Genomic DNA, 14,820 nt, shown 5'->3' on the forward strand with positions numbered 1-14,820 from the left:
TAAAATCCGATCTCATGAATTATTGTAATGTTTCATGACTAAGCTTAAAAATTTATTACATTCAGCCAGTGAAAATAAGGAGATCCTAATTGATTAGGAAAATAGACGCGCAAAATTTTCAGCTTAAGCCGCTTGGGACTTACTTGGTTGAAGCTGAACTAATTACTCCAGATCAATTAGACACAGCACTCAAGACACAAAAGTTAAGTGGTGAACAGTTGGGAGAAATTCTGGCAATACATGGTTTTGTTAAGCAGCAAACCATTGAATACTTCATGTCAAACGTTGTATTGCCAGAGCGACGCAAAATCTTGAAAAACCAATCTTATTCAGACAATGGTAAGAGCGATCGCATATCTGTAATTGAGTCAACGAGTTCGATAAAACCAGAAGATGCGATCTTGCTGTTGCAATCATCGCATCAATTCAAAGTATATCTTTCTGCCAACAAAACCCTCAAATTCCTGCTTGGCGTGGTTTTATGTTTGGCTCTTGTCAGTCTTTTTGCTAATTACAATGTCTACTATCTACCTGACTTCCCTGGGAGAGATATCTTTAGAATTATATTCGACCTCAACAGCGAGGATAGTATTCCTACAATTTACTCTGGAGGAGCTTTACTATTTTGTTCTATTCTGCTAGAAATCATTTTCCAAGCTCAGAAGTCAACTAAAAATAAAGACTTCTGGGCATGGAGAGGATTATCAATAGTCTTTGCTGGTTTGTTCTTAGACGAATTGCTCAGTCTTCATGAAAGACTAACTACACCATTGCGAAGTACATTCAATACCAGTGGTTTTTTTTACTACGCTTGGGTGATTGTGGGTGCTATCTTTGTACTCGGATTCTTGCTAGTGTTTGGGCGATTTGTGTTTACTCTTCCTAGCAAGACACGACGCTTATTTTTCATTGCTGGAACAATCTACGTGGCAGGTGCAATTGTTAGTGAATTGATAGGCGGATACTATGAATATTACTACACCCCCAATAACATGGTTTATGTCTTCATAACGACTATAGAAGAAGTGCTAGAGATGCTGGGCATAGTTATCTTTATTTATACGCTGTTGTCGTACATAAGTTGCAATATTAAAGGTATAGATATAGGAGTCCACATTAGTGGTTATAGGAAGCAAGACCAGCGGACTTAGCTCAAACATATAGCAATCTGATTTGATTTCTGAATTAATCGTAGGGACTAGGGACTGGGGACTGGGGACTGGGAAGAAGGAATAAAGCTGTACTGAGTTTTTTTCACGCAATCAAATATGAGTCCTATAGCCAAATAAAATATTTGAAACTTTTGTACTTAAAAAGAGGTAGTTTTTGATTAGCAACTTGAGTTATTACTGTCCAAGTAGGCGATCGCCAACTTGAAGGCAACGGTAACGATGTATTCCAAAGCACCCCGGTAATTGCAAAGACACCTCTGTGGCGTCAATGTAACGACCTGTTGTCTGGTGGTCTTGGTAGCGAGCGATATCCTGATGGCTAGCAATGATCGGGATAAATTTGTCTTTGCCCTTGGAGAAGGTACTGATATTATTACCGACTTCTACAAAGACAACAATTTAATTAGCTTGTCTGGTAGTCTAACCTTCAGGCAACTGAGTTTCTGCTGTCACAACATCATCATGACTACTACTGATGAAATCTTGGCAACTCTGACTGCTGCTAATTTCACTATCGTCTAGTATCAAAATCGAGGGGCCAGTTATCGCTGCCTTAAAGAACCAATAATTACTGTAGAACCAGCCTTTTGCTCGAACTGACTGTAAATTCATAGTTGGTAGCATAAATCACTAGTATTTACATACAATACATACATACTGTAGGTAATTTTGGCTTTTGAGCCATATCTAACACCCAACACAGTCAATATGCGACCAAATAAAGGCTGTGTTCAGCACCTGAAAGGTTCATTTTGCATAACACATATTATAGGTGATTTGTAGAGTGTATAAGTCCTAATTACAAGTCTTATTGTGTAAGCCCTTACTAACGTATCTGTAATAGAAATTTCGTGAAATGGTATGACTTTTCACGGGATATGGATTCAGAAAAATGGTGCGTGCAATTTCAGTATTAAAGCGTAAACAACATAAATTCACTTGGTGAAATTCCGCAATTGCCACAAAGACAATAGCAAAAACGCAGGGTAGCCTTTAACTAGAAAAAGAGTATTAGGTAATTCCTAGACACAACTTTTATATTATTTTTCTTCTTCTTATGACTCCAAAACACACCAAAATTAAATTTCCTCTTTGGCAGTATCTGAACCAGCCCTTATTTAGTCGGGATACTAAATTAGTATTGAATCCCCAACGCTTTGTATTGATCTGGCGTCTGCAACTTTTAGAACGTTGCTGGACTAAAGAATGTGACGCCAAAGGGCCTCAACAGCATTAGATATTTAAAAAGCTGCTGAACTCAACTAAAAGCTGGCAAACTAAGCCTCGTCTACAGAACGTGGCTTTTTGCCGTCAAGTAAAGCACTAACAGTCATATCTCCCATAACATTAATTGCGGTGCGGCAGCGATCCAAAAACCAGTCTACAGTAACTAGCAAAGCGATGTATTGGGTAGGTAAGCCAACAGAAGTGAACACTAGTGTCATCGTTACCAGTCCTGCATTGGGAATATTTGCCGCACCCACAGATGCAAAAATCGAGGTAAGGATGACAATTAACTGCTGTCCTAGACTCAGATGTTGTCCAATCAGTTGGGAAATATACAACGCAGACATTGCTTCATAGAGGGCAGTACCATCATTATTGAAATTTGCCCCGACTAATGCCCCCAAGGCAGCAGAAGATTCCCTTAAACCGACTTTTGTTTGCAAAACCTCAAAGGTTACGGGCATTGCCGCCGCCGAGGAAGAAGTTGAGAAAGCTGTCAAAAAAGCATCAGAACCGCCAGCGAGGAATTTTAGCGGATGTACCCAAGAACCAAATTTTACTCTGGTGAGATAGTAGCACGCTTGCAATACCAGTGCTAACAATACGGCAACGATAAATGCACCCAAAGATTTAAACGGTGCAAAGCCCTGCATCGCAATAGTTTTAGCCACAATTCCAAAGACTGCGAACGGTACTAAGGCAATTACCCAGTTGAGGATGCGGACTACCGCTTCAAATAAAATTCCGATGACATCCTCTATCGGCTGAAATCCATTCTTGCCTTGAGCAATTTGTTCAGATTTTAATCCCCGCAGAACGATGCCAAAACTCAAGGCAATCACAATCAACTGGATGACATTATTATCAACCAATGGCTTGAGGACGGCTTCTGGTACAGCATCTTTGAGTATTCCCCAAGGATCGAGACTTTGAGCAGTTATTGCCGTACTTGTTGAGGTGTTTACATTGCCCCAAGTCCCCGGACGCAGTACATTAGCTACCAAAAGTCCCACCAAAATAGCTACGGTAGTGTTAGTTAAAAGTAACACTGCCAACCGCCGTCCGGCTGTACCAGGGATATTGGTAGTCATTAAAGTATGCAGTACTGCTACCAGAATCAGGGGTGTAGCCAAGGCGCGGAGAGCCTTTAACACCAATTCTGCCGGAATTGCTAAATTATTGATTAAAGCGGCGTTGCTGGGATTGGGATTCCCCGCACCAAGGGCAATTCCAACGCTGACTGCCGCTATTAAAGCGATGAGAATTTGCAACGTGAGAGGGATACGCTGCCACCAAGGGCTAGCTTTGGTTTCAGGCGAAGTAGTTCTCTCTGTTTGACTCATTGGCTAGATACTGGTTAACTGCTGTAACTATTAAAACAACACTAATAATAGTGATAATTCCCGAAAAAGAACAGCTTTAATTTTGGTTAAAAACTGTTAATCTAAGATTCCGTTGCTTTGCAAAATCTGGCTCGAAAGGGTATACCACAAGGTAGGCCCCTAGAGGTGTCTTGGCTTGTGGTTGGAGGTGCTTATGTCCTTTGTTCCTTTACATATTCACAGTGACTATAGTTTGCTTGATGGGGCAAGTCAGCTACCAGAGTTGGTAGATCGAGCGATCGCACTGGGAATGAAAGCGATCGCTCTTACCGATCATGGTGTCATGTATGGAGCCGTCGAACTGATCAAAATCTGCCGTAGTCAAAATATTAAGCCGATTATCGGCAATGAAATGTATGTAATTAACGGCGATATCGAGAAACAAGAACGCCGTCCCAAATATCATCAAGTTGTTTTAGCTAAAAATACCAAAGGTTACAAAAATTTAGTCAAATTAACTACAATTTCTCACCTCAAAGGTGTTCAAGGTAAAGGAATTTTTTCTCGTCCTTGTATTAATAAAGATTTACTAAAACAATATCATGAAGGCTTGATTGTCACCAGCGCTTGTTTGGGTGGAGAAATTCCCCAAGCGATTCTCAGTAATAGACCAGATGCAGCCCGAAAAGTTGCTCAGTGGTATAAAGAGGTATTTGGTGATGATTATTATTTAGAAATTCAAGACCACGGCTCCCAAGAAGACCGAATTGTGAATGTAGAAATAGTCAAAATTGCTAGGGAGCTAGGCATTAAAATTGTTGCCACTAATGATTCACATTTTATTTCTTGTTTTGACGTTGAAGCCCACGACGCTTTGCTATGCATTCAAACTGGCAAGTTAATTATTGAAGATAAGCGGATGCGTTATAGCGGCACAGAGTATCTCAAGTCTGGAGAGGAGATGCAGCAGCTATTTCGCGACCATTTACCGGATGATGTAATTGCAGAAGCGATCGCTACTACTGGAGAAGTAGCCGATAAAGTTGAGCCTTACCATATTATGGGTGAGCCTCAAATTCCTACACCTCCCATTCCCTCTGGTCATACTGCTGACACTTACGCTGAAGATGTTGCATGGAGTGGACTTTTAGAACGCTTAAATCGCAAATCTCGTCATGAAGTCGATTCCGTCTATAAAGAAAGATTGGAATACGAACTTAAAATGATTCAGCAGATGGGTTTTTCCAAATACTTTTTAGTTGTTTGGGACTACATCAAATTTGCTAGAGATAATAACATTCCTGTGGGGCCAGGTCGCGGTTCGGCGGCTGGTTCATTAGTTGCCTATGCGATGCGAATTACTAACATTGACCCTGTACATCATGGGTTACTATTCGAGCGCTTTTTGAACCCAGAACGGAAATCAATGCCTGATATTGATACGGATTTCTGTATTGAACAACGAGACAAGGTTATTGAATATGTCACCGAGAAATATGGTGCAGATAGAGTTGCCCAAATTATTACTTTTAACCGTCTAACTTCTAAAGCAGTTTTGAAAGATGTCGCCAGAGTGTTGAATATTCCCTACGGGGAAGCTGACAAAATGGCGAAATTAATTCCTGTGGTGCGGGGAAAACCAACGAAACTCAAGGTTATGGTTTCCGATAAAACTCCAGAACCAGAGTTTAAAGAGAAATATGATAGAGAACCCCATGTTCGCCATTGGCTTGATATGGCTATGCGAATTGAAGGAACCAACAAAACTTTTGGTGTTCATGCAGCCGGTGTGGTAATTTCTGCCGATCCACTTGATGAAATTGTCCCACTACAGAAGAATAATGACGGTTCTGTAATTACCCAGTATTTCATGGAAGACTTGGAATCAATGGGTTTGTTGAAAATGGATTTTCTGGGTTTACGGAACTTGACGCTGATTCAAAAAACTGTAGATTTGATTCAAGAAACGAGAGGATATCGGGTCGATCCCGATGAAATTCCCCGCGATGAAAGAAAAGCCCAAAGGATATTAGCTAAAGGCGAACATAGCACTCTACCTAAAGATGTACAAAAAACTTATGAATTATTAGAAGCAGGTGAGTTAGAAGGGATATTTCAATTAGAATCTTCTGGGATGCGTCAGATAGTGCGAGATTTGAAACCTTCTAATATAGAAGATATTTCTTCAATTTTGGCACTTTATCGACCGGGGCCATTAGATGCAGGGCTGATTCCTAAGTTTATTAACCGCAAACATGGTCGAGAAAATATTGATTATCAACACACTGTTTTAGAACCAATATTAGACGAAACTTATGGAATTATGGTCTATCAAGAGCAAATCATGAAAATTGCTCAAGATATGGCCGGATATTCTTTAGGACAAGCTGACTTGCTGCGTCGGGCGATGGGTAAAAAGAAAGTTTCTGAGATGCAAAAGCAGCGAGAAAAATTCGTGGATGGTGCAGCAAAAAACGGCGTTCAGAAAAAAGTTGCGGATGAACTATTTGAGCAAATGTTGAAGTTTGCTGAATATTGTTTAAGCTATGACACGGAAATATTGACAGTAGAATATGGATTAATGCCGATTGGAGAAATTGTCGAAAAAGGCATTGAATGCAGTGTGTACAGTGTTGATAATAATGGAAATATTTACACGCAACCTGTAGCACAGTGGCACGATCGCGGACAGCAAGAGGTGTTTGAGTATTGTTTGGAAGATGGTTCAATAATTCGGGCAACAAAAGACCATAAATTTATGACTGTTGATGGTCAAATGTTGCCAATTGATGAAATATTTGAGAGCGAATTGGATTTGATGCGGATTGAGAGTTTACCGAATTGAGAATAGCCAGAGAATAGCCAGAATAGCCAGCCAGGGAATAGAATTCCCTGTCTAATAATGCAAGTCCTCTAGAAGAGGACTAGAAAAAACTTGGTTTAATTGTTCACTAGTTTCAGATAGTCGTCTTCAGACGACTTTAGCTTTCAGACAGGGAATTTCATTCCCTGGCTGCTGCTGGCTGCTGCCTTCTGGCTGGCTTCGTGAACTGGCTGATTTGCTGATTCCTACTTCCCTGGCTGACGGACATTGCTAATATGATAATTTTTTCTAGCAATATGGGAAACATAAATGTATGTAAATAAATACAAAATTTAAAAAATCTTATGTCTCTGTGGCGACTTTATTATCATATTGTTTGGGCAACAAAAAAACGCCAACCTCTAATTACCTCCGATAAAGAAACTGAGCTTTATAATTACATCATTAATAAATCCAATAGTTTAAATTGTAGACTCCATGCCATTGGAGGTATTGAAGACCACATACATTTAGTAGTATCTATCCCCCCAACAATCGCGATCGCAGAGTTTGTGAAAAAAATTAAAGGAAGTAGTTCTCACCATTTCAATCACAATCTTTGCCCTACATCAGAAAAATTTACTTGGCAAGAAGGATATGGTATATTCTCCTTGGGCAGTAAGCAACTTGAGCAAGCTGTTATATATGTTCAAAATCAAAAAATACATCATCTTGAAGGCACAGTAAATTCCCATTTAGAAAGGGCAACTCAAAGCTGATTTATTTAATCAATTTGCATTCAGAGAAAAAAGCAAGCAAAGAAAAACTAAAATAACTGATTTAGGTTTTGGTGAAGTAGAGAGCGTCATTTTGAATTTTGAATTGTTAATTGCGGTTTTCCCCAAAGTATGCTTTCTTGCTTGTAAATGGCAATTCCCGGTTTTGCTCCTTTGGGTTTGTAGACGTGTTTTGGCTGAGTGTAAACTACTGGTACTTGCTCACTCTGACGGGCGCGACTGTAATATGCAGCAAGATTAGCTACAAATTGCAAATCAGCTTCTTCTGCCACAGCACCCGGTTCTAAACGTAGTAATACATGACTCCCTGGAATTTCTTGAGCGTGGAACCAGATGTCATAATCCCCTGCTACCCGGAAGGTCAATTGGTCATTCTGGCGATTGTTACGACCGATTAATACTTCAAAGCCGCCAGGGGTAAGGTAACGATGAAAGTTAGTGCTGGGAGGTTCGTTTGCACTGCGGCTGCGGTATTCTGGATCTTCTAGATATTTTTGCCCAATCAACTCTTCGCGGATTTCTTCTAAAGCTCGTAAATCTTCTGCTGTTTGGTAGGTGTCTATCTGAGCGATCGCAGCTTCTACTTGCTCTAAATACTCAATTTCTGTCTGTACTTCCAATAATAGCGGTTCCACAGCAGCACGAGCGCGTTTGAGCTTTTGGTGCTGTTTATAAAGACTTTGGGCATTTTGGACGGCGTTTTTATCTGGTTGGAGAGCGATCGCTACTGGCAAATTTGTCTCAAAATCAGCAATGATAATTTCTTTCATCCCTGGTTCCCAGTTTTGCAAATGAGCCATCAATAAATCAGCTTTTTGTCGATACTCATCGGCTCGATCTGATTGCTGCAAGCGCGTCTCAAAGGTTTGAGCTTTATTGCGTAATTTCGCCAGAATATTATTCAACTTCTGACTCAACTGATGGCGCAATTGGGAAAATAACTGTTGGTCAATTTGGTTACTGTAGTAGCGGTTGAGCAACTCCTGGATATTTTTGACCTTTTCAACTGCACCCCAACCCATTACGGTGTAACCATCTTTTGTCCAAGCGGGTTGAAATTCTTTGGAATCTAGAGCTTGCAGCCATTCTTGCCAACGCTCAAACAACCGTCGCCAGTCGTCGGGGTTGAGAGTATTGGTAGATGTTTCTGATGCGATATTTGCTTCTAGCAGCATTAACTCCACTAGTGCAGCACTCAAGCCACTATAACTTTTGAGCAATTGCCGCTTGATTGCTCCTGGTACTAAACTTACCCGTTCTTGCCAACGTTCTTGAGATTCACTCAAGTAGGGGACACTTCCAGTTAGTTTCGGTGGTGTTTCATAAAATTGTCCGGTTTGGATGGGACGGACGCTAGATTGTTGCTGACTGACTTGATGAGCGGCGGTGATAATTATATTGTTAGCGTCGGTGAGAATAACGTTGCTATACTTGCCCATGATTTCTGCATAGACATGATATAGAGCGCTTTCTCCAGGACGACGGGCAAATTGTAAATCAATCACACGCTCCCAAGGAGCGATCGCTTGAATCGCCACCAGTGCCAAACCACCCAATTGGTGTATTAATTGTTGGCTAAAGGTAAAAGTATCTGGCGATCGCGGTGGCGGATCGCCAATACAAATATGTGCAGCTTGGGGATGCCAAGAAATCTGTAGCCAATCTCGCTGTTCTAGGGTGCGTAATGCCATAGCGATCGTATAGCGATCGCGCTGGTAAACTTGTTCTAAGCGTGATGGTAGCCAGTTAGCGCGGATTTCGCTACAAGCAGCTGTGAGAGTGGTAAAGTCAACTGGTTGCAAAGCGATTAGTTTTTAACATTCAAGTGGTAGCGATCGCTATGCTTTTATTTTTGTTTAGTTAAAGCATAACAGACCTCACCTATCATAGCGGTTACTTGCTTTGGTGATAGCTGCGAATCAAAAAACGCAGAAATTATCATCAGATAAGCTTCTGCGTTTAAGTGATAAGTTCGTTTTTTATACAGTTTGTTTTTGGTGTTGACTTTTCCAAGCTCAGGCGATGCCTACGGCGGGCAACTCTTGGAGAGGCTACGCCCGAAGCGTAGCTATGCCGCAGGCTTTACGCCTACGCTACCAAATTTAAACCCAAAATATTATCCGAGTTACTCACTCACCATTATCTGTTAAACAAAAGCGTTATTTAGCAGCCAAAACTGGTTCTTTTGCTGCTGATTGCACTAGTTCTGTGGTTGAGTGTACTAGTTCTTTTGCTGCTGATTGCACTAGTTCGGCGGTTGAGTGTACTAGTTCTTTTGCTGTTGATGCTACTGTTTGTGGCTGCAACAGTTGGGTGTAAAGTTCACTCAGTTGATTGGCAACACCATCCCAGCTAAACTTAGTTTCGACGCGCTTTCTACCAGCTTTACCCAATTCATCTCGCCATTCTGGATTTAAGAGAATTCGGTCAATCGCAGAGGCAAAAGCATCTACATCTTGTGGTGGAGCCAATAAACCAGTTTCTTCATTAACTACAGTAAACTGAAGTCCACCGACATCACTTGCTACTACTGGTGTACCGCTTGCCATAGCTTCGATCGCCACGAGTCCAAAGGGTTCGTAGTGACTAGGAACAACGCAAACATCGGCAGCAGCGTAATAAGTTGGTAAAACATCTTGACTCAGACGACCTGCAAAGGTGGTAAAGTCGCTCATTCCCAATTCGTTGACGATTTGCCCAATGCGATCGCGCTCAATGCCGTCGCTGTTACCTGGAGTACTACCACCACCAATAATTAGCTGGATATTTTTGGAGTCGCGTAGTTGAGACTCGTTTACCGCCCGTACCAAAGTTTCTATACCTTTGCGTTGGTCAAAGCGCCCCACGTATAGTACAACTTTGGTTTCTTTATCAATCCCTAATTCAGCCCTAGCTGCTTCTCGTCCAATGGAGCCAAAGCGCTGAATATCTGTACCACAGGGAATGATATCGATATTGCCTTTTGTGGAAACTAGCGATCGCATGTGTTCCTGTTCTTGCGGACTTGTCGCTACAATTCGCTCTGCTTTTTCCAATACTTGTTTTTCCACTGCTAATCGCTGACTAGCAATCAAAGGAATATTTTCTATAGTGTTGTACTTGACTGCTCCTAAGGAGTGGTAGGTGTGAACCTGTTTACTCTTTTGGATTTTATTTAACTGCATCCCCACCCAACTAGAGAGCCAGTAGTTAGTATGAACCAATTCGTATGTAAAATCGTTTTTTATTTGAAATTTGAGGAAATTATCCACAAATTCTGGCAGATATTCAAAAATTTCATCTCGCGGCACAAACTCAAGGGGGCCAGCTTTTAAACGGATAGTTCGACAATTGTTGCTATGTTCAACTATTGAGTCTTGCTCCAGACTCACTTTGCGGGTAAACATATCAACTTGCCATCCCAGCTGCGCTAGTGCTTCACCTACATTGCGCACATAAACATTTTGTCCCCCAGCTTCTTCTTTCCCTATTTCAATCGCTGGGTCTCCGTGGACGGAAATCAAGGCGATACGTTTTTCGGTGGTAGAGTTCATAGTTTGTGTGTTGCTGATTTTAACAAAGTTTTAGGTTGTTCCAAGCACGTGTATAGCACACTTACCTGAATTGTTTAGTAACTTTGATTATTATTGATTTTAATTTACTATGTCTAATTTTTTTTAACATCTTCTGTCAGATAGGTTAAAAACAAACATTTAGTTTCTTTAGATATAGGAAATTGTTATATCTATATCTCATCCTTTTGATAGATAAAAATGAGATTTTTTCATTCATGTCTAGCTCCAATTTCATAGATATGGCAATTTTAATTTGCTCTCTACCTATAGACTCAGTTCTTTGACTTCTACGAGAATATATCTGGTGAATAGGGGGTTTGACCCCCTAACACATCTTGGAGTAGGAAGCCAGAAGACTTGAAAAAGAAGTCAGAATTCAGAATTCAGGATTCAGCAATCTTGACGTGACGCTATCTGCTTTTTCGTTCAAAATACCCTTCTTGTATTCTGGCGACTGACGCCTTTATTCTGTTTTGATAAAAATATATTTATTTAGCTTATATTCTCTAAAATAAATCTAAATTCTCTTTTTACGCAATTTTACTGTTTTTGCTTCAAACTAATAAATATAGTCACCACCAATTTTAAAACGGAGAAGATTAGTATATGAGTTTGATAGATGGTATATTTCTGACGATATTAAATACTGTTGCCTGTCTAGCACTGCCTAAGCTGGTATCTGTAATTCTGCCTGTCAGAAACCAAAACACTCAGTCTTCAAAGTCTGCTATGACATCACAAGATTCTAACTCTGAAATTCCCAGTTTTTCTTAATGTAAACTGACGAGCTAGAGATATCGCCTTGATGAGGATAAAACTTAGTTATTGGTGCAAGGCGATATCTGAACAATAAATTATACAGATTGTGTTTTGGGAAAAGAATGAAAGCTGTTTTTCCATTCAACTAAAATTTATACAGGAAAAAACTGGTCTACAGTACAGCTAAAATCAGGCAATAGCGGAGAAATTATATTATCATTACTAAATAGGGTTGCTACCAAATTCAGTTGACTTTGTTCGCGCCGATAGACCTCTAGTTTACGCGATCGCCAATCAGCAATCCAATATTCTTTTACTCCTCTGGAAGAATAAAGTTTAAGTTTTGCTTCCTTATCCCGTCTTTCGTCTGACTTACTTTCAGACAAGACTTCGACTACTAAATCTGGTGCGCCAGTAAAATGTCCCGCTTCATCCAATGTTAGCGCCAAGGTTTCTTTAGTAGCCCAAACTACATCAGGAATCACATTATCGGATTCTGAAAACAAAACACCAGGGCTAGGAATAACTTCCCCTAAACCAGTAGACTCTGACCAAACATCAAGCTGTCCGAAAATCCTACCACAAGTTTGCTGATGCTTGAAATGAGATGCCCTACTGACAAATAATTCTCCATCAACTATCTCGTAGCGCGTCCCTTCATTTTCTGCAAATAGTTCCACATCGTGAATTGTCCAGCGTACTCCTGTATTCAGCATCTCACTCATTGGCTAACTCCTTTAATTTTGTTTATTACTCGTCCTAAGCAAATTATCTCTTGCGATTTTCGCGCCGCCACTTACTCCGTACTAAGCGAATTTCATCAAAAGTGTAGGTTTCACCTAATTGTTCTTTTATGGGAGTCAGGGAAATGTCACCGAGTACTTCTAAAACTTGCCAAATTTTTTGTTGATGTTCTATAGGTACTAATTGATTTAAATCAACTGGCTGATTTTTCTCAATAAGTTTTTCTAGATGATTGCTAACTGTTGCCGGACTAAGATTGCGCTTTTGGGCAATTTGAGCGATATTTAAACCTTGTTGATGCAATTGTAATGTCTGCAATTCGGTGTAAGAAGAAGATGATTTGGGAGATGATACAGAAGTAGCAGATTTATTTTGCAAACCTTTTTCTTGGCGGTAGGCGCGAATTTCTGTAATGAACTTTTCGCCATATTGAGCGAGTTTGTGACTACCTACACCAGAAAGTTTGGCAAATTCAGCTAAATTTTGGGGTTGCACTTGTACCATCAATTTTAAAGTGGAATCGTGGAAGATGACGTAAGGTGGTACAGATTGCTCATCAGCTAATTGTTTACGTAGCGATCGCAATTTCTGTAATAATATTTCTGCAACTTCTGCTTTTTCACTCTCCGGCTCCCAGGTAATCTTTTGAACTATGGTTACAGCTAACGAAACTGTGCGTTGTTTTCGCATGACTTGCCAACTTAAGGCATTTAGTTTTAAAACTGAGTAACCATCGCTAGTTTGTTCTATTAACCCCTGATGTAAAAGCGATCGCCCCAACATTCGCCATTCATCTACAGTTCTATCTTTACCAATACCATAGGTAGAAAGTTTATCGTGTTCGTACTGGATAATTTTGTCTTTTTTTGCCCCTCGCAACACATCAATTATGTGTAGCATTCCAAACCTTTCTTTGCAACGCGCCACACAAGATAAAAACTTCATGGCTTCAATTGTCCAATCTTGCACGGGTTTGGGATGACGACAATTGTCACAGTTACCGCAATTTCCAGGAAACCTTTCGCCAAAATAACCCAGTTGAATTGTTCGCCGGCAATCAGTGCCTTCAGCATAATCGATCATCTGCCGCAGTTGTTGTTTAGCAATCAACTGTTCTTGAGGATCGGTTTTTTGATCGATACTCCATTCAATTGTTTTAACATCACCAAAGCTGAAAAATATTGTACACCTAGATGGTTCTCCGTCTCTACCGGCTCTACCCGATTCTTGATAATAACTTTCTATATTTCTGGGTAGATCGAAGTGAACTACCAACCGCACATCGGGTTTATTAATTCCCATCCCAAAGGCGATTGTTGCCACCATCACCCGGACATCATCTCGAATAAATCGCGTTTGATTGCTACTACGTTCTTCATCACTTAATCCGGCGTGATAAGGCAAAGCAATAACTTTATCATTTTGTAGTTTAAAAGTTAATTCATCAACTTTTTTCCGAGTTAAAGAATAAATAATTGTCGAACCTTCAGTTTCTCGAATTAGTTCTAATAATTCAGCGTAAGCATATTTAGTTTTAGGACGAACTTCGTAATAAAGATTTTCACGGTTAAAGCTGGCAAGATGGATGCTTGGTTGCTTTAGTCCTAGTTGTTGAATAATATCACTACGGACGCGATCGGTTGCTGTGGCGGTGAGAGCGACTGTAGGCACATCAGGATAACGTTTCCGCAGAGATTTTAACTGGCGATATTCTGGACGAAAATCGTGTCCCCATTCCGAAACACAGTGCGCTTCATCAATAGCAAAGCTAGAAATACCGATTTTTTCTTTAACTAAATCGATAAACGGGAGAAACCTTTCACTGAGGAGACGTTCCGGGGCGACGTAGAGTAATTTTACTTTACCGCTGAGGATGGCTTCTTCCCGCGATCGCACTTGGTAAGCGTTCAAACTGCTATTGAGAAATGTCGCATTAATATTATTATTTCGCAATGCTTCTACTTGGTCTTGCATCAAAGCAATTAACGGCGACACCACCACCGTTAGCCCATTTTTTAACAACGCTGGTAGCTGAAAACACAAAGATTTCCCCCCACCAGTCGGCATCACAACCATTAAATCTCGATTTTGCAGCGCATCTTCGATAATTTGCCGTTGTCCGGGGCGGAATTGGTCATAACCGAAGTGATATTTTAGCGCTTGTTCGAGATGGGGATACTGAAGCATAGCGATCGCTTTTTCGGGGCCGTTCTGCGTGGGTAGTTATTAAAGATATCAGGATTTTAACTCACATCATCGGCAGCTTTGGCCAGACCTACGTTTCTGTTTGCCATCCCACTAAATCAATCATCATACATAATGCGATGTCTACGATGGGCTACGCCCACGCTTGAATTTCAAGACAGTTGTTATAAGATAGGCGATCGCACTTGTATTGAGCTAATAAACATTGTCATAAGTAAGTCAGCATTACGACGAGTA

The 14,820-nt window shown here is 40.6% G+C and carries 10 protein-coding genes and 1 pseudogene; 6 read left to right on the forward strand and 5 right to left on the reverse strand.

Features of this window, described 5'->3' with window-relative positions:
- Nucleotides 1-89: 89 nt before the first annotated feature.
- From RMX89_RS11875 to RMX89_RS11885, 3 genes are all read left to right on the forward strand, one after another.
- The gene (locus RMX89_RS11875; RefSeq protein ID WP_322689072.1) at nt 90-1,151 is read left to right on the forward strand and encodes a hypothetical protein; all 1,062 of its coding nucleotides are present in this window, start codon (nt 90-92) and stop codon (nt 1,149-1,151) included.
- 336 nt (nt 1,152-1,487) lie between these two features.
- Complete coding sequence (locus tag RMX89_RS11880) at nt 1,488-1,694, forward strand: hypothetical protein (protein ID WP_322689073.1); 207 nt, start codon at nt 1,488-1,490, stop codon at nt 1,692-1,694.
- Nucleotides 1,695-2,229: 535 nt separating this feature from the next.
- Nucleotides 2,230-2,409: a hypothetical protein gene (locus RMX89_RS11885; RefSeq protein ID WP_292785777.1), complete on the forward strand. Its 180-nt coding sequence runs from the start codon at nt 2,230-2,232 to the stop codon at nt 2,407-2,409.
- Between the two features lie 40 nt (nt 2,410-2,449).
- Here the strand turns inward: RMX89_RS11885 and RMX89_RS11890 are convergent, their stop codons facing one another.
- Nucleotides 2,450-3,742: a dicarboxylate/amino acid:cation symporter gene (locus RMX89_RS11890; protein ID WP_322689074.1), complete on the reverse strand. Its 1,293-nt coding sequence runs from the start codon at nt 3,740-3,742 to the stop codon at nt 2,450-2,452.
- Nucleotides 3,743-3,935: 193 nt separating this feature from the next.
- On the opposite strand from RMX89_RS11890, the gene RMX89_RS11895 reads away from it, so the two are divergent.
- Together RMX89_RS11895 and tnpA are read left to right on the forward strand one after the other, a co-directional pair.
- Entirely contained in the window at nt 3,936-6,566 is a 2,631-nt protein-coding gene (locus tag RMX89_RS11895) for a DNA polymerase III subunit alpha (protein ID WP_322689075.1), read from the forward strand.
- Nucleotides 6,567-6,889: 323 nt separating this feature from the next.
- On the forward strand, nt 6,890-7,303 hold the full coding sequence (gene tnpA, locus RMX89_RS11900) for an IS200/IS605 family transposase (RefSeq protein WP_322684066.1): 414 nt from the start codon (nt 6,890-6,892) through the stop codon (nt 7,301-7,303).
- An 86-nt stretch (nt 7,304-7,389) separates the two neighbouring features.
- On the opposite strand, the gene RMX89_RS11905 is transcribed toward tnpA, so the two are convergent.
- Both RMX89_RS11905 and RMX89_RS11910 read right to left on the reverse strand, forming a co-directional pair.
- Nucleotides 7,390-9,123, reverse strand: coding sequence for an NFACT family protein (locus tag RMX89_RS11905; RefSeq protein WP_322689076.1), 1,734 nt, complete (start codon nt 9,121-9,123; stop codon nt 7,390-7,392).
- A 495-nt stretch (nt 9,124-9,618) separates the two neighbouring features.
- Nucleotides 9,619-10,854: pseudogene (locus RMX89_RS11910) on the reverse strand (glycosyltransferase family 4 protein); the annotation flags it as partial.
- Between the two features lie 627 nt (nt 10,855-11,481).
- Here RMX89_RS11910 and RMX89_RS11915 point away from each other — a divergent pair.
- Entirely contained in the window at nt 11,482-11,649 is a 168-nt protein-coding gene (locus RMX89_RS11915; protein WP_322674320.1) for a hypothetical protein, read from the forward strand.
- 137 nt (nt 11,650-11,786) lie between these two features.
- Here the strand turns inward: RMX89_RS11915 and RMX89_RS11920 are convergent, their stop codons facing one another.
- Together RMX89_RS11920 and recQ are read right to left on the reverse strand one after the other, a co-directional pair.
- On the reverse strand, nt 11,787-12,359 hold the full coding sequence (locus RMX89_RS11920) for a Uma2 family endonuclease (protein ID WP_322689077.1): 573 nt from the start codon (nt 12,357-12,359) through the stop codon (nt 11,787-11,789).
- A gap of 43 nt (nt 12,360-12,402) precedes the next feature.
- Complete coding sequence (recQ, locus tag RMX89_RS11925; RefSeq protein WP_322689078.1) at nt 12,403-14,565, reverse strand: DNA helicase RecQ; 2,163 nt, start codon at nt 14,563-14,565, stop codon at nt 12,403-12,405.
- Nucleotides 14,566-14,820 lie beyond the last annotated feature (255 nt).

This window comes from Nostoc sp. DedSLP04, assembly GCF_034530775.1.
Taxonomy (GTDB): domain Bacteria; phylum Cyanobacteriota; class Cyanobacteriia; order Cyanobacteriales; family Nostocaceae; genus Nostoc.

What these genes read in the sequence shown, in the direction of transcription:
- RMX89_RS11880 (WP_322689073.1), top strand. Translation starts at nt 1,488, where the DNA reads ATGGCTAGCAATGATCGGGATAAATTTGTCTTTGCCCTTGGAGAAGGT.
- RMX89_RS11885 (WP_292785777.1), top strand. Translation starts at nt 2,230, where the DNA reads ATGACTCCAAAACACACCAAAATTAAATTTCCTCTTTGGCAGTATCTG.
- RMX89_RS11890 (WP_322689074.1), bottom strand. Translation starts at nt 3,742, where the DNA reads ATGAGTCAAACAGAGAGAACTACTTCGCCTGAAACCAAAGCTAGCCCT.
- RMX89_RS11895 (WP_322689075.1), top strand. Translation starts at nt 3,936, where the DNA reads ATGTCCTTTGTTCCTTTACATATTCACAGTGACTATAGTTTGCTTGAT.
- tnpA (WP_322684066.1), top strand. Translation starts at nt 6,890, where the DNA reads ATGTCTCTGTGGCGACTTTATTATCATATTGTTTGGGCAACAAAAAAA.
- RMX89_RS11915 (WP_322674320.1), top strand. Translation starts at nt 11,482, where the DNA reads ATGAGTTTGATAGATGGTATATTTCTGACGATATTAAATACTGTTGCC.
- RMX89_RS11920 (WP_322689077.1), bottom strand. Translation starts at nt 12,359, where the DNA reads ATGAGTGAGATGCTGAATACAGGAGTACGCTGGACAATTCACGATGTG.
- recQ (WP_322689078.1), bottom strand. Translation starts at nt 14,565, where the DNA reads ATGCTTCAGTATCCCCATCTCGAACAAGCGCTAAAATATCACTTCGGT.